Origin of the sequence: Aquibium microcysteis, from assembly GCF_014495845.1 — a bacterium.
Classification (GTDB): Bacteria; Pseudomonadota; Alphaproteobacteria; order Rhizobiales; family Rhizobiaceae; genus Aquibium; species Aquibium microcysteis.
On the sequence record NZ_CP061080.1, the window covers coordinates 5,265,222 to 5,282,529 of the forward strand.

Genomic DNA, 17,308 nt, shown 5'->3' on the forward strand with positions numbered 1-17,308 from the left:
AAGACACGCCGTACGAGCAGGGAAGACGAGAATGTACCGCTACGACGAATTCGACCACACCTTCGTGCAGGCCCGCGTGGCCGAGCTGCGCGATCAGGTGGAGCGCCGGCTGGCCGGCGAGATTACCGAGGACCAGTTCAAGCCGCTGCGGCTGATGAACGGCGTCTATCTGCAGCTGCATGCGTACATGCTGCGGGTGGCGATCCCCTACGGCACGCTGAGCGGCCGCCAGATGCGGATGCTCGCCCACATCGCCCGCACCTACGACAAGGGCTACGGCCATTTCACCACGCGCCAGAACATCCAGTACAACTGGCCGGCGCTGGCCGACATTCCGGCGATCCTGGATGACCTGGCGAGCGTCGAGATGCACGCCATCCAGACGAGCGGCAACTGCATCCGCAACGTGACGGCCGACCATTTCGCGGGCGCTGCCGCCGACGAGGTCGCCGATCCGCGGCCCTATGCCGAGATCCTGCGGCAGTGGTCCTCGGTGCATCCCGAGTTCTCCTACCTCCCGCGCAAGTTCAAGATCGCCGTGACGGGGGCGGAGCGCGACCGCGCCGCGATCCAGGTGCACGACATCGGCCTGCATCTGAAGAAGGATGCCTCGGGCGCCCTGGGCTTTGCCGTCTACGTCGGCGGCGGCCAGGGGCGCACGCCGATGATCGCCAAGAAGATCCGCGACTTCCTGCCGGAGGCCGATCTCCTCGCCTACTGCACGGCGATCCTGCGCGTCTACAATCTCAACGGCCGGCGCGACAACAAGTACAAGGCGCGCATCAAGATCCTCGTCCACGAGACCGGCACCGAGGAGCTGACGCGCCAGGTGGAGGCGGAGTTCGCGCATCTGAAGGATGGCGCGCTGACGCTGCCCGAGGCCGACATCGCTGCCATCCAGGCCTATTTCGCCCCGCCCGCGCTGGTCGCGCGGCCGGAGGGCGACGCGTCGGTCACGCAGGCGCGGCTCGACTCGCGCGGCTTCGCCGACTGGCTCGGCCAGAACGTGACCACGCACCGTCACCCCGACTACGCCGCGGTGACGATCTCGCTCAAGGGGATCGGCGAGGTGCCCGGCGACGCGACCGATGCGCAGATGGATGCCGTCGCCGATCTCGCCGAGCGCTACGCCTTCGACGAGATCCGCGTCAGCCACGAGCAGAACCTGATCCTGCCGCATGTCGCGCGCGCCGACCTGAAGGCGGTCTACGACCGGCTGGTGGAGATCGGGCTGGCCACGGCGAACTCGAACCTGATCAGCGACATCATCGCCTGCCCGGGCCTCGACTACTGCGCGCTCGCCAATGCCCGCTCCATCCCGGTGGCGCAGGACATCTCGCGCCGCTTCGCCTCGCTGGAGCGGCAGCGCGAGATCGGCGAGCTGAAGCTCAAGATCTCCGGCTGCATCAATGCCTGCGGCCACCACCACGTCGGCCATATCGGCATCCTCGGCGTCGAGAAGAAGGGCGCCGAGCTCTACCAGATCACGCTCGGCGGCTCGGGCGACGAGAACACCTCGATCGGCGAGATCGTTGGTCGCGGTTTTCCGCCGGAGGAACTGACCGACGCGATCGAGACGATCGTCGACACCTACCTGGCACTGCGCCTCGACGCCTCGGAGCGTTTCATCGACGCCTATCGCAGGCTGGGCGCGGCACCCTTCAAGGAGGCGCTCTATGCTGGCGAAGCTAAGGCCGCTTGAGGCGGCGCACGACGCGGAGGCGGAAGCCGCCGCGCTGGAGGAGCGTTTCGGCGATCTCGACGCGCGTGACCTGATCGCGCTGTCGATCGGGCGGTTCCGGCCGGGTGCGATCGCGGCGGTCTCGTCCTTCGGGGCGGATTCGGCCGTGCTTCTGCACATGATCGCGCGCATCGATCCGGCGCTGCCGGTGCTCTTCCTGGAGACGGGCAAGCATTTCGGCGAGACGCTGCAATATCGCGACGCGCTGGTCGCCGATTTCGGCCTGCGCGACCTGCGTATCGTCGCGCCGCGCCCGGAACTCCTGGCGGTCCGCGATCCGGACGGGACGCTGCACCAGCGCGACACGGACGGCTGCTGCGACGTGCGCAAGGTCGAGCCGATGGCGCGCGCCGTGGCGCCCTTCGAGGCCTGGTTCACCGGCCGCAAGCGCCACCAGGCGGCGACGCGGGCCGGCCTGCCGGTGTTCGAGGCGGTGGGCGAGCGCATCCGCATCAACCCCCTTGCCAAATGGACGACCGCCGATCTCGCCGCCTACATGCGCGAGCATCAGCTGCGCGAGAACCCGCTCGTGGCCTACGGCTATCTGTCGATCGGCTGCTTCCCCTGCACGCAGCCGGTGAAGGAGGGCGACGACCCGCGCGCCGGCCGCTGGGCGGGCCAGGCGAAGACCGAGTGCGGCATCCATCTTTCGGGCCTCGACGACTCGCTCACGGCCTCCTCGCTCTGATATAGACACTGCGCCCGTCGGCCGCGGCGGCAGGACCGCCGCGGCCGACGGTTTTCCGCGACCATTCGACAGGCGATCATGACCCAATCCACCCCCGACGCACCACGGCTCTGGACCCCGGACGGTTTCCGCGAGGATACCTGGACCCATGCCGAGAGCGCCGAGGCGCTGGAGGGCAACGCCGCCGTCATCCTGCCGCTGCCCGTCTGGCAGGCGCTGGATGCGGACACGAAGGCCGCCAACCGTGACCGCATCGGCGTGCTTCTGGCGCCGGGCGAGCCGCTCGACGCCATCGTCGAGGCGTTGCCCGGCCTGCCGCTGGTGGCGCTGTCCTTCCCGGCCTTCAACGACGGCCGCAGCTTCTCCAAGGCCGAGCTGCTGCGCAGCCGCCACGGCTATACGGGCGCCGTGCGCGCCTGCGGCCAGGTGCTGCCCGACCAGATTCCGCATATGATCCGCACCGGCTTCGACGAGCTGGAAGTGTCCCATCCGGTCGCGCTGAAGCGGCTGGAGGAAGGCCGCGCCGGCGGGCTGCCGCTCTACTACCAGCCGGCGGCGAAGGGCGGGGAGGCCGAGGGCAAGTACTCCTGGCGTCGCAAGCCGGCGGAGTGAGAGACCCGCGTCAGGCCGGCGGCGCGGCGGGACGCGAACCGCGCGCCATCAGTGCGACCGCGCAATAGCCCGCGACGGCTGCCGCGCCCACCACAGCCACCATCGCCAGCGCGGTCATCGACGAGGCGCGCGCCATGACCAGCGCGAAGGCGAAGGGGGCGATCGCCGTCGAGACCTGCCGCGCCGCGCTCATCCAGCCGACATGCGCGCCGTAGGCCGCCCGCCCGAACACCTCGAGCGGCAGCGTGCCGCCGACGATCGAGAACAGGCCCGAGCCGAGGCCGAAGAGGATGACGGCCGCCGCGATGCCCGGCACGCTGGGGGCGACGAGCGCAAGCAGCACGACGCCGGACGTCAGGAACAGGCCTGCGAGGATGGCGAGCCAGGACTGCCTCAGCCTCCCGCCGAAGACCATGTTGATCAGCCGGCTGGCCACCTGCGCCGGCCCGAAGAAGGTCGAGACCAGAACGCCCGCGGTGCCGAGGCCCATGCCGGTGAGCAGCGGCACCATGTGCAGCAGGATGGCCGCCTGCACGAAGCCGGCGAAGGCGAAACCGGCGAGCATCAGCAGGAACACGGCGCGCAGCCGGATGGGCGCAAGGCCGATGCCGTCGGCAGCCGCGACCGTGGCCGCGACGGCCGCCGGCGCAGCGAGCGCGCGGCGCTTCGCGAGCCGCGCGATCCAGCCATGCACGGGCAGGCAGAGCATCAGGTTCATGCCGGCGAAGACGAGATAGACCTCGCGCCAGGTCAGCGTCGCATGCAGTGCCGAGGTCAGCGGCCAGAACAGCGTCGAGGCGAAGCCCGCGATCAGCGTGAGCAGCGTGATCGACCGCTGCGCCCCGACCGTGCCGGTCTGGACGATCGCCACGAAGGCGGTCGAATAGAGGACGAAGCAGGCCGCGAATTCCATCGCCAGAAGCGCGATGACGAAGCTTGCCCGTCCCGGCGCCAGCGCGCAGGCGACGAGCGCGAGTGCGGCAATCGCCGAGCCCGCCGACATGACGCGGCCGGCGCCGTGCCTGTCGGCCAGCCGCCCCGCCAGCGGGGCAAACAGGCTGCCGAAGAACAGCGCCGCCGACAGCGCCGCGAAAGCGAGGTGTTCCGGCACCGCAAATTCCGCGGCGATGGCCGGCGCGAGGATGGGGAAGGAATAGAACAGCGTGCCGTATCCCACCACCTGCGTCAGCCCCAGCCCCCAGATGACGGCGGGAGGCGCCTTGGAATCGGAATGCGGCATCGGCGGGTCCGGGTGGGGGCAAGGATCGGCGGGCGGGAAGGCTGAGGCCGGCGGGCGACGCGAGCCTAGCCGGGCGGCGACGCTTCGCCCGGCGGAAACGAGCCGTCGGCGCAGCACTCTTCGGAGAGGAACCCGATCAGCGCCTCCATCTCGGCATAGACCGCGCGACAGATCAGCGTCGTGCCCTGCCGCTCCTGGCTGACGAGTCCGGTCTCCACCAGACGTCGGCAATGGTGCGACAGGGTCGAGGCAGGAATGTCGAGCTTCTCCTGGATGCGCCCCACGGCAAGCCCCTCGGCACCGGCGCGCACCAGGATCCGGTAGATCCTGAGCCGCATCGGACTGCCGAGCGCCTCCAACTGGCGGGCGACGGTTTCGATCGTCATGGGCACGGCTTAGGCCGGGCCCGCGCGGAGGTCAAACGGTATTTCGGGAAATATGGAAACAGAATTTGCGAGGCTTTCAGGGTCGCACCTGCGGGCGCCATGGAGTGCGATCGTCCAGGAGGGCGATCACACCCACGATCCTCAGCCTCGGCTGCCCAACTCCCGACCGCCGCCCGCCTACGGCCAGATCGACCAGACGTAGACGCCGTAGCCCGTGAGCAGGACGGCGCCTTCCCAGCGGCTGATCCGGCGGCCGGTCCAGGCGAAGACGAGCACCAGCAGCGACACGCCGATCATCACGAGATTGTCGAAGGAGACGATCTCCTGCGGCACCGTGGTGGGCGACATCAGCGCGGTGGCGCCGCCGATGCCGAGGATGTTGTAGATGTTGGAGCCGACGATGTTGCCGAAGGCGACGTCGGTCTGCCTGCGCAGCGCGGCCATGACCGAGGTGACCAGTTCCGGCATCGAGGTTCCGACCGCCACGATGGTGAGGCCGATCACCGTCTCCGAGATGCCGAAGGAGCGGGCGAGGCCGACCGCGCCGGTGACGAGAAGGTTGCCGCCGTAGACGACGATGCCGAGACCGGCCAGCGCCATCAGCAGCGGCCAGAGCAGCGAGCCCTTCGACCGGGCGGCAGGCACCAGGCCGGCATCGGCCTCCTGCGCGGCGAGGCTCTTGTCATAGACCGCGCCATGCTCGGCGCCGGCCCGGCTTTCCTGCCGGAAGGCGACGTAGATGTAGAGGCACAGTGCGGCCACGAAGACCGCCCCGACCAGACGGCCGGCCGGCATGGTGGCTGCCATGGCGGCGAAAGCCAGCGTGACGCCGATCATCACCACGCCGTCACGCTTCAGCGTGCTCGATTCGACGGCGATCGGCAGGATGATCGTCGCGACGCCGAGAATCAGCAGGATGTTGGCGATGTTGGAGCCGACGATGTTGCCGTAGGCGATGCCCGGCGCGCCGGCCAGCGCCGCCTGTACCGAGGTCACGAGTTCGGGCGTCGAGGTGCCGAAGCCGACCAGCGTGAGGCCGATCACCAGCGGCGACACGCCGAGGCGGCTGGCGACGTTGACCGACCCGCGAACGAGCAGTTCGCCGCCGAGGACGAGCAGGACGAGGCCGCCGAGCAGCAGGAGGAAGGTTGTCAAGCGATCGGCTCCGGTGGCTCGATGGAGGAGGGACGGCGAATGCCGAGGCCTCATATAGGCGAGCAGGCGACGATTGCCAGTGACGGCCGGCGCACGGCAGATCCGGCCGATGGCTCCGCGGCCGTCCCGCCGCGCCGCGGCGCGCGACGGACCGGCCGCAGCCGGTTCAGTTGTTCGCGGGATCGGTCTCCGCCTCGTAGGCGAGGCGCAGGATGACCGCGATGCCCCAGAGGGCGGCGATGCCGAAGATGCCGTAGAGCACGGTGGCGACGGTCTGCGACAGGTGCAGGAGCACGATCAGCGAATAGACGAAGACGCCCCCGACGGTGACGAACTGGCTGGCGATCAGCGTCGACACCGCCGCCATGCCGAGCAGCGTGGCGGGCGTGACGATACGCCGGGACGGGGCGGAGAGGGTTTGATCTATCTGTTTCATATGTCTTTCCATAGAAGAATGCGCCCGAACGGTGCCTGGCACCGGGGCGGGGAAGAGGGGGATGGCGGATGGGGGCGTCAGCCGCCGAAGCGGATGCCGGTCACTTCGAAGATCATCAGCAGGATGCCGAAGGAGCCGAGCACCGTGACGACCATGATGGCCGCCGTCGCCGCAAACTCGTTGTCGAAAGGCGCACGGACGATGCCGGCGGCGTTCGGCCGTGCATAGCGGACCAGCGCGAAGCAGACGGCGAGAAGCACGAGACCCATGACCAGTTCCATGGGAGTTCTCCAGGATGGGGGATTCCGGATGGCCGGCCGGCGATCGCGCGCGTCGGAATTTCCGGCACGGCGCGCGAGCGTCCGCGGCTGGCGGGGATCAGACGTTCCGGGAAAGGGTCGGCGGCGCGCGCTGGCCCGGCGCGAAGGTGGCGCTGCGGACGGAGGCGGGTACCTCGCGGGCTGCGGCGGCCAGCACCGCGCCCTGCGGCAGGGGCAGCCGCGCGGACGGAAGGATGGCATCGCCGGCCGGCTTGCCGCCGACATGCGGCTGGCGGTCGCCGGCGGCGAAGCGGATCTCGCCCTGCGGCGCTTCCGACGCCAGCGCCGGCTGCTGCAGGTCTCCCGACGACAGGACAGGGTGTCCGAGGTCGAAACCGGACCGCGCGACGCGGCCGGCATCCGAGACGTGCGACAGCACCGTCAGGACCACCAGGAGCCCGACCAGCCAGCGTGCCGTGAAACGGTTGAGGATGTTCAACGAAGCCTCTCGACGGCTCAGGCCGCCACGATCTTCAATACCAGTCCCGCGGCGCGGACGCCAGACCGTCGGGCATGACCGTCAGCGCATGCGCGCGGCGGCGCCGTGGCGCAGCGAGATCGCCTTGTGCAGATGCACCATCATGGCGGCCGCGAACAGCGGCGTCAGAAGGTTGACCAGCGGGATCGCCAGGAAACCGGCGATCACGAGGCCGGCGAGGAACACGGTGCCGGCATGCCGCCGCCGCAGGGCCTTGGCCTCCGCCTCGTCGCGGAAGCGCATGGCGGCGAACTCGAAGAACTCGCGGCCGAGCAGGTAGCCGTTGACGACGAAGAAGGCGACGAGGTTGACGCCGGGGACCAGCAGCAGCAGCAGCGCGACGAGATTGCCGAGGATGACGATGGCGAAGAACTTAAGCGACAGCCACAGCGCCTGCACCGGCGGCATGGCGCGGCCGGGCGGATCGGCAGGATAGTCGCTCTTCTCGACCAGTTCGGCGACGTCGTCGAGGAACAGGCCGGCGATCAGCGCCGAAACCGGCGCGACGAGCAGCGCCAGCCCCAGTGCCAGCGCCAGGCCGGCGACGATGGCGGCGATCAGCCCGAGCCACCCGGCCCAGTCGGGCATCGCGGGCACGAAGCCTTCCAGCACCGGCAGGGCGAGCCAGGCGAAGCCCTGCGTCAGGGCGAACCACAGCGCCACCAGCGCGAGCAGCGTCAGCCCCAGCGTCTTGAAGAAGACGGTTCGGAAGGCGGGGGAGAGGAGCTGGCCGGCGGCGCGGCCGGCGGCGTCGAGGATCATCGCTGGGTCTTTCCTTGTCGGCGCGCAGATAGGCACGGCCGCGCGGCGAAACAAGCGTGCCGCCGCCGCCGCGCCGCCGCACCGGCCAGCCCGACCGTGCCGCGCGCCGCGCCGTTGCAAAGTCGGGCGGATCGGCTAAACCGGTCGCACCGCCCGCTCGCAACAAAGGCTCTCCTCCCCGTGCCAACCGATCCGACCTACGATGTCCTGTGCATCGGCAACGCCATCGTCGACATCATCGCGCGCTGCGACGAGGCCTTCCTCGTCGACAACGGCATCATCAAGGGTGCGATGAACCTGATCGACGCCGAGCGCGCGGAACTCCTCTATGCCCGCATGGGGCCGGCCGTGGAGGCGTCCGGCGGCAGCGCCGGCAACACCGCGGCGGGCGTCGCGAGCTTCGGCGGCCGCGCCGCCTATTTCGGCAAGGTCTCGAACGACCCGCTCGGCGGCCTCTTCGCCCACGACATCCGCGCTCAAGGGGTGGCCTTCGACACGCAGCCGCTGACGGGCTTTCCGCCCACCGCCCGCTCGATGATCTTCGTCACGCCCGACGGCGAGCGCTCCATGAACACCTATCTCGGCGCGTGCGTGGAACTGGGGCCGGACGACGTCGAGGAAGAAAAGGCGCAGGGCGCCAAGGTCACCTATTTCGAGGGCTATCTCTGGGACCCGCCGCTGGCCAAGCAGGCGATCCGCCGTACGGCCGCACTGGCGCACGCCGCCGGGCGCGAGGTGTCGATGACGCTCTCCGACCCCTTCTGCGTCGACCGCTACCGCGACGAATTCCTCGACCTGATGCGCTCGGGCACGGTCGACATCGTCTTCGCCAACGAGAGCGAGATGAAGTCGCTCTACCAGACCTCGTCCTTCGAGGCCGGCCTCGAGGCGATCCGCAAGGACTGCCGGCTCGCCGCCATCACCCGCTCCGAGCGCGGCTCGGTGATCGTGCGCGGGCACGAGACGGTGCAGGTCGACGCCATCGAGATCGCCGAGCTCGTCGACACCACCGGCGCCGGCGACCTCTACGCCGCCGGCTTCCTCCACGGCTACACCACCGGCCGCTCGCTCGCCGACTGCGGCAAGCTCGGCTCGCTGGCGGCCGGCATCGTCATCCAGCAGGTGGGGCCGCGGCCGATGCGGAGTTTGCGCGAGGCGGCGGAGCAGGTGGGGTTGGGGTGAGGGGGCGCCGCTTTCAGTGCCGCGTACCCCACCTTCATCGCGGGCTGATCTGCGGACGACGTCTCAGTACCATTCCGGAGGCCGCTTCTCCTGCCTGCGGCCTACCATCCCATCGTCCCCGGCCCGCCCTTGAACGGGCCGACGACCCGGCTGGTGATCCATCCGCCGTAGAAGCGGCCGGGCTGGGGCGTCACGGTTTCGCCGTCCACCGTGCACCGGTCGAAGGGCCCGGCATAGAAGGCGACGTGGTCGCGCAGGAGCGCGAAGGCCGGCGTCGGGTTGGGGTAGCTCCAGCCGACCCGGGGCAGCACGGTGTCTCCCACTAGGACGTCCCAGTAGACGGCAGTGCCTTTCCATTCGCAGAGCGAGGTTCCCGCCGCCCTGCGCAGCACGCCCGGCGCGATGTCGGCCGGCGGGATGTACCAGGATGGCGGGTGGCTGGTCTCGAGCGTCCGCACGGCCGACCGGGTCTCGGCGATCCGTCGCCCGCCATGTTCGATGACGATGTGGCAGGGGCTCGGCTCGGCGATGGCCGGGCGCGGATAGGACCACACGCTTTCCTGGCCGGGCCCGACCGGATCGCCGCGGCGCATCATGCCGGCGCCGACCGGCGGGCGAGGCGCTGCAGCCGCGGCCGGACGCGCAGGAAGGCCACGTAGCAGCGCTCCAGCACGGCCAGCACGAGCGGGATGCGGGCCAGCACGCCGAGGGGGCGCAGAAGCGGGATTGCCCGCCACATGGCTGCGAAGGCGCCGGCGCCCGACACGAGCACGCCGTTCTCCCGGGCGTGAAACCGGGCGAGCAGTTCGGCGCGGTCGATGGGGCAGTCCGCGACGCTGGATGCCGCGACGTCGATGAAGTCGATGGCGCCGCGGCGGTCGAGGCGCTTCATCAGCATGATCTCGCGCGTGCAGAGCGGGCAGGAACCGTCGAACCAGATGGTGAGCGTGGCCATGACCCGGGATATGGGGCACGCCTCGCCAACGTCACGGCCTCAAGATGTCGCACGGTGCGGAGCGTGCCGGCGGTCGCCTTCTGGCTGGTGAGGTCGGGCGTCGGAAACGTCCAGCCGAAACCGCGCGTGCTCCGAGGACGACGGTGAAACGCGTTCTGGAGCGAAGAAGCGCGGCGGCCTCATGCGCGGCGATGCGCGGACGAGGCCGCCGATGGTCGATGTCATGGCGCCCGTCACGCCGGCGTCGCGCCGCCGCCATCCCCGGGCCCGACGGACAGGGCAACGGCGCCGCGAGCGCTTGGCGGTCGCGGCTCCGGGGGCTTGCTCAGCGGATGGGGGCGAGCAGTTCGGAGGTCGTGACCAGCTGCCGCACGCCGTGGGCGTGCTCTTCCTTGAAGACGTTGCCCTTTGCCGCCCAGGCATGCAGCGAGCCGATGTCGAGGCGGGCGCAGTCGGGGCGGACGCTCCAGGTCACCTGGAGCGGCGAGCAGGCGCTCTCGGTGTATTTCGGGCCGGTCGTGGAGCCGGCGAAGACGACCGGCGTGCCGGTGCCGCGCGGCAGCGCCTTCGGCTGATGGTGGCCGTCGCCCTGGCGCACGGTTTCGGCGAAATCGGCGAAGTCGAGCGCACGCGCGTCGTTCACCAGCAGGAACACCTGCGATTCCACCCGCAGCTGCGGGTTGGTGCAGGTCTCGCTCATGCAGGCGCCGAGGCCCTCGCCGGGCGCGACGTCGCAGGAGCTGTAGACCCAGTGGACCTCGATCGTGTCGCCGGGCTCCACGCCGTGGAAGCCGTGCTCGACATGTTCGGGCTTCTCGCGTTCGGCGGGCGTCAGGCTGTCCGCATCGTTGCAGCGGAAGCCGCCATGCTCGCCGGCACCGGCGCTGATCGAGAAGCCCGGCCCCTTGTGCTCGGCATTGGCATGGGTGTGGATGTTGCAGAGGTTCATCGCCTCCGGCGCCGGTGCGGCGGCGAAGACGCGAGAATTGGTCCCGGCAAGGCTTGAAATGTCGCGTGGGGCCTGCGGGCCGTAACCGGCACAGACTTCGCCCGCTGTGGCGGTCGAGATCAGGGCGAGCGAGGTGGCGAGCGCGGCCGCAGCGCGCACCGTGGCAGTGTTGAACATTCGGGTACCCCCTTGAACAATCTTGTCCCGAAACATTCTTTGCCCGAGGCAAATTAAGACAAGAATGATGAGGGTTGCGACATTTGACGCGAATTTGTGCGAAGTCGCGGGGCGGGACGGTCTTCCACTTGCATCGCTGCGGAAGACGAAGGACGGCATCCCGCCGCAGCCTTTCAGACGATGTCCTCCGGCCGCCGCCCCGGCCGGCTCCGGTAGGGCGGGAAGGTCCAGCCGAACCACAATGCGCCGCCGCGCACCGCGAAGGCGGCCAGCGCCCCGAGGACCGCGGCGAGCGGCATGGTCAGGCCGAGGATGGCGAGCAGCGTGAAGGTGGCGGCGCCGGAGAGCGCGGCGGTGACGTAGATTTCGGGGCGCAGCAGCACCGAGGGTTCCTGTGCGGCGATGTCGCGGACGATGCCGCCGAAGGTCGCGGTCATCACGCCCATGACGATGGCGATGGTGGCCGAGCCGGTGACGATCAGGCCCTTGTAGGCGCCGAAGACGCAGTAGGCGGCGAGCCCGACGGCGTCGAGCCAGAGCAGCAGCTTGTAGCGCGACTCCAGCAGATGGGCGGTGAAGTAGACGATGACGGCGACCGCCGCGCAGACCAGGATGTAGTCCTGGTTGACGGTCCAGAACACCGGCACGCCGAGGATCAGGTCGCGCAGCGTGCCGCCGCCGGTGCCCGTCACGCAGGCCATGAAGACGAAGCCGATGATGTCGAGCTCCTTGCGCGAGGCCGCCAGCGCGCCGGTCGCGGCGAACACGGCCACGCCGGCATAGTCGAATGCGAGGATCGGGATCATGGCGGGCCTCCTGCGACAGGCTTAGCGCGGATGGAGGCGGCTGCGCCAGACGGGGGATCGGAGAGGGGATCGGATCGTCTGCAGCGTCGATCCCGCCGCCCGTCTGAAGGTCGCGCTCTGCGGCACCCCCCTCTGCCTGCCGGCATCTCCCCCTCACGGGGGGAGATCGGCAGCGTCGGCGGCGCCGCTCTCCCTGCCACGTCGAAGACTTGCGGAGCACACGCTCCGCGGGCTTCGCGCGCACATTGCCTGCGTTGCAGGACGAAACCGCCGATCTCCCCCCTTGAGGGGGAGATGCCGGCAGGCAGAGGGGGGTGTCGTGGAGCGCGAGCTTGCAAGGCACCGGCGGCCGAGCAGGCCGCCGAGGGGCAAAGCGCCGGGATGCCTCCCGCTCAGCCCTTCGCGTCTTCCGCCGGAGCAGCTTCGGCGGCCGGTGCGCCCTTGGGGCCACCCTTCGACACGCCGACCATGGCGGGGCGCAGCATGCGTTCGCCGATGACGTAGCCGGTCTGCACGACCTGGACCACGGTGTTGGCCGGCAGATCCGGGTTCGGCACCTCGAACATCGCCTGGTGGAAGTTCGGGTCGAAGCGCTCGCCCTCGGGTTCGATCTTCTTCACGCCGTGGCGTTCCAGCGTCGACAGCATGCCGCGTTCGGTCATCTCGACGCCTTCGAGCAGCGCCGCGAATCCGGCTTCGCCCTTCTCCTTCGCCTCGGCGGGCACGGCGGCCAGCGCGCGCTGGAGGTTGTCGGAGACGGTCAGCATGTCGCGGGCGAAGTTGGCGATCGCGTAGGCGCGGGCGTCGTGAACGTCGCGGGCGGTGCGGCGGCGCAGGTTCTCCATCTCGGCGGCAAGCCTGAGCGCCTTGTCCTTCAGCTCCTCGTTTTCCTTCGCCAGCCGCATGAAGGCTTCGAAATCGGCTGCCTGGGCGGCTTCGCCGGCTTGCGCATCGGCCGGCTGGCCGTCGGTGGCCGGGCTGCCGGCCTCGGGCTTCGCCGCATCCATGTCGGGGGCGCGTTCCTGGTTCGGATGGTCGCTCATCGCTTGATCCCGTATGCTCGAATTCCGGTCGGTGGGTTGCGCCCGATATCGAGGCTCGGGGGGCAAAAATCAAGGGGCCGGCAACTCACCCAAGCATCCGCGAGATCATCTGGGCGGTGTAGTCGACCATCGGCACGATGCGGGCATAGTTGAGCCGCGTCGGGCCGATGACGCCGAGCGCGCCGATGACGCGTGCGTCCTTGTCGCGGTAGGGGGCGACGACCAGAGAGGAGCCCGACAGGGAAAAGAGCTTGTTCTCGGAGCCGATGAAGATGCGCACGCCCGGCCCCTGCTCGGCGAGTTCGAGCAGCTGGATCAGGCCCTCCTTGGTCTCGAGATCCTCGAAAAGGTGCTTGAGCATCTCGATGTCGGCCTGCGCGGTGACGTTCTCGAGCAGGTTGGCGCGGCCGCGCACGATGAGGCGCGACGGCGTCCCGGTCTCGGTGCCGCCCCAGACGGCGAGGCCCTTCTCGACGAGGTCCTGCGACAGGCTGTCGAGTGCCTGGCGGGTCTCCTCGCGCAGCCGGGCGATCTCGGCACGCGCCTCGGCCAGCGTCCGGCCGCGGATATGGGCGTTCAGGTAGTTGGAGGCCTCGTGCAGCTGCGAGAGCGTGACGCCGGCCGGCAGGTCGATGACGCGGTTCTCGACATCGCCCGAATGCGACACCAGAACCGCCAGCGCCTTGTCCGGCTCGAGCTGGATGAACTCGATGTGCTTCAGCGCCGTCTCCGTCTTGCCGGCGAGCACGACGCCCGCGCCGCGCGACATGCCCGACAGCATGGTGCTCGCCTCGGTCAGCATGTGCTCCAGCGAGGCGCCGCGGCCCGAGGCCCTGACCTGCGCGTCGATGCTGCGGCGCTCCTCTTCCGACAGGTCGCCGATCTCCATGAAGGCGTCCACGAAGAAGCGCAGCCCCTTCTGCGTCGGCAGCCGGCCGGCCGACACGTGCGGCGAATAGATCAGGCCGAGATGCTCGAGGTCGCTCATCACGTTGCGCACCGTGGCCGGCGACAGCGACGAGGGTAGCAGGCGGGCGAGGTTGCGCGAGCCCACCGGCTCGCCGTCGCGCATGTAGGAATCGGCGATGAGCCTGAAGATCTCGCGGGAACGGACGTCGAGGGACTGAAGGGTCGGGTCGGTGATCGGCTTCGTCATGGGGGCGGAACTCCGGAAAGAACCATATAATCCGGAGCGGCACGAACACAACGCCGATCACGGCTCCTTTCCCTTTGCGTCGCTGCCCGGCAGGGGCTAAAAGCCGCCCTTTACAGAGACCGAGGAACCCCGATGCGTCCTTCCAAGCGCCAGCCAGACGAGATGCGCGCCGTCAGCTTCGAACGCGGCGTCTCCAAGCATGCCGAGGGCTCCTGCCTCGTCAAGTTCGGCGACACGCACGTGCTCTGCACGGCAAGCCTCGAGGAGCGCGTGCCGCCATGGCTGCGCAACAGCGGCAAGGGCTGGGTGACGGCCGAATACGGCATGCTGCCGCGCGCCACCGGCGACCGGATGCGCCGCGAAGCCTCCGCCGGCAAGCAGGGCGGCCGCACCCTGGAGATCCAGCGGCTGATCGGCCGCTCGCTGCGCGCGGTCGTCGATCTGGAAGCGCTGGGCGAGGTGCAGATCACGGTCGACTGCGACGTGATCCAGGCCGACGGCGGCACGCGCACGGCCTCCATCACAGGCGGCTTCGTCGCGCTCTACGACTGCCTGGCCTGGATGGAAGCGCGCAAGATGCTGACGGTGAGCAAGGTGCTCAAGGACCACGTCGCGGCGATCTCCTGCGGCATCCATGGCGGCACCTGCGTTATCGACCTCGACTATGTCGAAGATTCGTCCGCCGGCGCCGACGCCAACTTCGTCATGACCGGCAAGGGCGGCATCGTCGAGATCCAGGGCACGGCCGAGGGCGACGCCTTCTCGGAGGCGCAGTTCGCCGAGCTGATGGCACTGGCCAGGAAAGGCATCGCGCGCCTCGTCGACCTGCAGAAGATGGCGGTCGCCTGAGGCCGGCCGCGGCCGCGAACAGTCGGGAAACCGGACATGACGCCAGCGTCGATCCTCGAATCCGCGCTCTACGTGGCCGATCTCGACGCGGCCGAGGCCTTCTACGCCGAGGTCCTGGGACTGGAGCGGATCGCGAAGGTGGACGGGCGTCATGTCTTCTTTCGTTGCGGCCCGGGCGTCCTGCTGCTCTTCCAGCCGGAGGCGACGGTCATTCCGCCGGCGCCGGATGCCAGGCTGCCGGTGCCGCCGCATGGCGCACGCGGCCGGGGCCACCTCTGCTTCTCTGCCTCGGCGGGCGAGATCGACGGCTGGAAGGCGCATCTCCTGGCCCGCGGCATAGCCGTCGAGGCCGATTTCGAATGGCCGCAGGGCGGCCGGTCCATCTATTTCCGCGATCCGTCCGGCAATTCGCTGGAATTCGCCGAACCGCGCATCTGGGGCATCGCATGAATTCTCTCGCAGGGCGGAAGATCGTCGTCGCCAGCCACAATGCCGGCAAGCTGCGCGAATTCGCGGATCTGATGGCGCCCTTCGGCATCGAGGCGAAATCGGCAAAGGACTACGGCCTGCCCGAGCCGGAGGAGACTGGCACGACGTTCGAGGAAAACGCCTACCTCAAGGCCTTCGCTGCGGCGAAGGCGACCGGCCTGCCGGCGATGTCGGACGATTCCGGGCTCTGCGTCGACGCGCTGGACGGCGCGCCGGGGGTCTACACCGCCGACTGGGCGACCCGCCCCGACGGTACGCGCGACTTCATGATGGCGATGGAGAAGACGCAGTCGCTGCTGGCCGCGAAGGGCGCCATGGAGCCCGCGCAGCGGACCGGCCGCTTCGTGGCGGTGCTGTGCCTGTGCGAGCCCGACGGAACGGCCGAATATTTCCGCGGCGAGGCGGAAGGGACGCTGGTCTGGCCGCCGCGCGGCAGCGACGGCTTCGGTTATGATCCCGTTTTCCAGCCGCACGGCTTCGAGATCACCTTCGGCGAGATGACGGCCGAAGAGAAGCATGGCTGGAAACCCGGGCAGGAGACGGCGCTCTCGCACCGCGCCCGCGCCTTCCAGAAGTTCGCCCGGGCGAAGCTGGGGTCGGCATGACGGTGCTGGGCTTTCGTGCCACGCCGGACGGCGGAACGTTGCTCGCGGACGACCGGTCGCCCGGCTTCGGCATCTACGTGCACTGGCCCTTCTGCGCGGCCAAGTGCCCCTATTGCGACTTCAACTCGCATGTCCGCCACCAGCCGCCGGACCAGGTGCGCTTCGCCCGCGCCTTCGAGACCGAACTCGCCTCGATGCGCGCGCAGTCCGGGCCGCGCACGGTCACCAGCGTCTTCCTCGGCGGCGGCACGCCGTCGCTGATGGAGCCCGGAACGGTCGGCACCATCCTCGACGCGATCGCAGCGAACTGGACGGTGCCGGCCGGCATCGAGGTGACGCTGGAGGCCAATCCGTCGTCGGTCGAGGCGGAGCGCTTTCGCGGCTATCGCGCGGCCGGCGTCAACCGCGTCTCGCTCGGCGTCCAGGCGCTGAACGATCGTGACCTCAAGTTCCTCGGTCGGCTGCACAATGTCGAGGAAGCGCTGAAGGCGATCGAGCTTGCCCGCGCGACCTTCCCGCGCCTCTCCTTCGACCTGATCTACGCCCGTCCCGGCCAGACTCCGGAGGGCTGGGAGGCCGAACTGCGCCAGGCGATCGGCCATGCCGCCGACCATCTGTCGCTCTACCAGCTGACCATCGAGGAGGGCACGCCCTTCTTCGCGCTGCATGCCGCCAAAAAGTTCGCCATCCCGGATGCCGATCTCGCGGCCGACCTCTACCAGCTGACGCAGGAGGTGACGGCGGCGCACGGGCTGCCGGCCTACGAGATTTCCAACCACGCCCGGCCGGGAGCGGAGAGCCGCCACAACCTGACCTACTGGCGCTACGGCGAATACGTCGGCGTCGGTCCCGGCGCGCATGGCCGCTTCATCACCGAGGGCACGCGCACCGTCACGATGGCCGAGCGCCATCCCGAGCGCTGGCTGGCGCTGGTCGAGCAGCAGGGACACGGCGTGGCCGACGGCGAGGAACTGACGCGCGACCAGGAGGCCGACGAGTTCCTGCTGATGGGTCTCCGGCTCGTCGAAGGCCTCGACCTCGTGCGCTACGCCGAACTCGCCGGCCGCCCGCTGCCGCAGGACCGCATCGCGATCCTGCAGCAGGAGGGCCTCGTCGCCCCGATCGGCAATTCCCGCCTGCGCGCGACGCCCGCCGGCATGATCGTGCTCGACGCGGTGGTGGCGGACCTGGCGCGGTGAGGGGGAGCGTTGCGGCCACCCGGAATGGTCACTATAGTCAGTATGGTCATGCCGGCGTACCGGCGGTGCGGGAGCCGTGG

The 17,308-nt window shown here is 69.6% G+C and carries 21 protein-coding genes; 8 read left to right on the forward strand and 13 right to left on the reverse strand.

Translation table 11 applies throughout. The features are described from left to right. Positions 1-31: 31 nt before the first annotated feature. The 3 genes from IAI54_RS24810 to IAI54_RS24820 all read left to right on the forward strand — a co-directional run bounded on the left by IAI54_RS24810 (position 32) and on the right by IAI54_RS24820 (position 3,041). On the forward strand, positions 32-1,702 hold the full coding sequence (locus IAI54_RS24810) for a nitrite/sulfite reductase (protein ID WP_187969723.1): 1,671 nt from the start codon (positions 32-34) through the stop codon (positions 1,700-1,702). Further along, on the forward strand, positions 1,677-2,429 hold the full coding sequence (locus IAI54_RS24815) for a phosphoadenylyl-sulfate reductase (RefSeq protein ID WP_187969724.1): 753 nt from the start codon (positions 1,677-1,679) through the stop codon (positions 2,427-2,429). The genes IAI54_RS24810 and IAI54_RS24815 overlap by 26 nt, the downstream gene beginning before the upstream one ends. Before the next feature lie 78 nt (positions 2,430-2,507). Continuing rightward, positions 2,508-3,041 carry a DUF934 domain-containing protein gene (locus tag IAI54_RS24820; protein WP_187969725.1) on the forward strand — a complete coding sequence of 178 codons (534 nt, stop codon included), beginning with the start codon at positions 2,508-2,510 and terminating at the stop codon, positions 3,039-3,041. 10 nt (positions 3,042-3,051) lie between these two features. Here the strand turns inward: IAI54_RS24820 and arsK are convergent, their stop codons facing one another. From arsK to IAI54_RS24855, 7 genes are all read right to left on the reverse strand, one after another. Next, a complete protein-coding gene (gene arsK / locus IAI54_RS24825; protein WP_187969726.1) occupies positions 3,052-4,281 on the reverse strand; it encodes an arsenite efflux MFS transporter ArsK in 1,230 nt (409 codons plus the stop codon). A 65-nt stretch (positions 4,282-4,346) separates the two neighbouring features. Next, positions 4,347-4,667: an ArsR/SmtB family transcription factor gene (locus tag IAI54_RS24830; RefSeq protein WP_187969727.1), complete on the reverse strand. Its 321-nt coding sequence runs from the start codon at positions 4,665-4,667 to the stop codon at positions 4,347-4,349. 177 nt (positions 4,668-4,844) lie between these two features. Beyond that, positions 4,845-5,822 (reverse strand): calcium/sodium antiporter, encoded by a 978-nt coding sequence (locus IAI54_RS24835; protein ID WP_235679170.1) that lies wholly within the window; start codon positions 5,820-5,822, stop codon positions 4,845-4,847. 166 nt (positions 5,823-5,988) lie between these two features. Next, the gene (locus IAI54_RS24840) at positions 5,989-6,258 is read right to left on the reverse strand and encodes a hypothetical protein (RefSeq protein ID WP_187969729.1); all 270 of its coding nucleotides are present in this window, start codon (positions 6,256-6,258) and stop codon (positions 5,989-5,991) included. A 77-nt stretch (positions 6,259-6,335) separates the two neighbouring features. Further along, entirely contained in the window at positions 6,336-6,539 is a 204-nt protein-coding gene (locus tag IAI54_RS24845) for a hypothetical protein (RefSeq protein WP_187969730.1), read from the reverse strand. A gap of 97 nt (positions 6,540-6,636) precedes the next feature. Beyond that, positions 6,637-7,017: a hypothetical protein gene (locus IAI54_RS24850; protein WP_187969731.1), complete on the reverse strand. Its 381-nt coding sequence runs from the start codon at positions 7,015-7,017 to the stop codon at positions 6,637-6,639. Between the two features lie 81 nt (positions 7,018-7,098). Continuing rightward, positions 7,099-7,818, reverse strand: coding sequence for a sulfate transporter family protein (locus tag IAI54_RS24855; RefSeq protein WP_187969732.1), 720 nt, complete (start codon positions 7,816-7,818; stop codon positions 7,099-7,101). Between the two features lie 180 nt (positions 7,819-7,998). Here IAI54_RS24855 and IAI54_RS24860 point away from each other — a divergent pair, with 180 nt between their 5' ends. Next, positions 7,999-9,000, forward strand: a complete 1,002-nt coding sequence (locus IAI54_RS24860) for an adenosine kinase (RefSeq protein ID WP_187969733.1) — start codon at positions 7,999-8,001, stop codon at positions 8,998-9,000. Positions 9,001-9,101: 101 nt separating this feature from the next. On the opposite strand, the gene IAI54_RS24865 is transcribed toward IAI54_RS24860, so the two are convergent. The 6 genes from IAI54_RS24865 to hrcA all read right to left on the reverse strand — a co-directional run bounded on the left by IAI54_RS24865 (position 9,102) and on the right by hrcA (position 14,086). Next, positions 9,102-9,596 (reverse strand): DUF427 domain-containing protein, encoded by a 495-nt coding sequence (locus IAI54_RS24865; RefSeq protein WP_187969734.1) that lies wholly within the window; start codon positions 9,594-9,596, stop codon positions 9,102-9,104. Then, complete coding sequence (locus tag IAI54_RS24870; RefSeq protein WP_187969735.1) at positions 9,593-9,955, reverse strand: thiol-disulfide oxidoreductase DCC family protein; 363 nt, start codon at positions 9,953-9,955, stop codon at positions 9,593-9,595. Before IAI54_RS24870 ends, IAI54_RS24865 begins: the two co-directional genes overlap by 4 nt. Before the next feature lie 325 nt (positions 9,956-10,280). Continuing rightward, complete coding sequence (locus tag IAI54_RS24875; RefSeq protein ID WP_187969736.1) at positions 10,281-11,081, reverse strand: delta-class carbonic anhydrase; 801 nt, start codon at positions 11,079-11,081, stop codon at positions 10,281-10,283. A 173-nt stretch (positions 11,082-11,254) separates the two neighbouring features. Next, positions 11,255-11,887 (reverse strand): trimeric intracellular cation channel family protein, encoded by a 633-nt coding sequence (locus tag IAI54_RS24880; RefSeq protein ID WP_187969737.1) that lies wholly within the window; start codon positions 11,885-11,887, stop codon positions 11,255-11,257. 392 nt (positions 11,888-12,279) lie between these two features. Further along, the gene (gene grpE, locus IAI54_RS24885) at positions 12,280-12,930 is read right to left on the reverse strand and encodes a nucleotide exchange factor GrpE (RefSeq protein WP_187969738.1); all 651 of its coding nucleotides are present in this window, start codon (positions 12,928-12,930) and stop codon (positions 12,280-12,282) included. 85 nt (positions 12,931-13,015) lie between these two features. After that, the gene (gene hrcA / locus IAI54_RS24890) at positions 13,016-14,086 is read right to left on the reverse strand and encodes a heat-inducible transcriptional repressor HrcA (RefSeq protein ID WP_187969739.1); all 1,071 of its coding nucleotides are present in this window, start codon (positions 14,084-14,086) and stop codon (positions 13,016-13,018) included. A gap of 132 nt (positions 14,087-14,218) precedes the next feature. Between hrcA and rph the strand changes: the two genes are divergently transcribed. Genes rph through hemW form a run of 4 tightly spaced genes read left to right on the forward strand, consistent with a single transcriptional unit; the run spans position 14,219 to position 17,228 of the window. Beyond that, on the forward strand, positions 14,219-14,935 hold the full coding sequence (gene rph, locus IAI54_RS24895; RefSeq protein ID WP_187969740.1) for a ribonuclease PH: 717 nt from the start codon (positions 14,219-14,221) through the stop codon (positions 14,933-14,935). Positions 14,936-14,971: 36 nt separating this feature from the next. Beyond that, the gene (locus tag IAI54_RS24900; RefSeq protein WP_187969741.1) at positions 14,972-15,385 is read left to right on the forward strand and encodes a VOC family protein; all 414 of its coding nucleotides are present in this window, start codon (positions 14,972-14,974) and stop codon (positions 15,383-15,385) included. Continuing rightward, entirely contained in the window at positions 15,382-16,029 is a 648-nt protein-coding gene (rdgB, locus tag IAI54_RS24905; protein ID WP_187969742.1) for an RdgB/HAM1 family non-canonical purine NTP pyrophosphatase, read from the forward strand. The genes IAI54_RS24900 and rdgB overlap by 4 nt, the downstream gene beginning before the upstream one ends. Further along, on the forward strand, positions 16,026-17,228 hold the full coding sequence (hemW, locus tag IAI54_RS24910; RefSeq protein ID WP_187969743.1) for a radical SAM family heme chaperone HemW: 1,203 nt from the start codon (positions 16,026-16,028) through the stop codon (positions 17,226-17,228). The genes rdgB and hemW overlap by 4 nt, the downstream gene beginning before the upstream one ends. Positions 17,229-17,308: the final 80 nt, after the last annotated feature.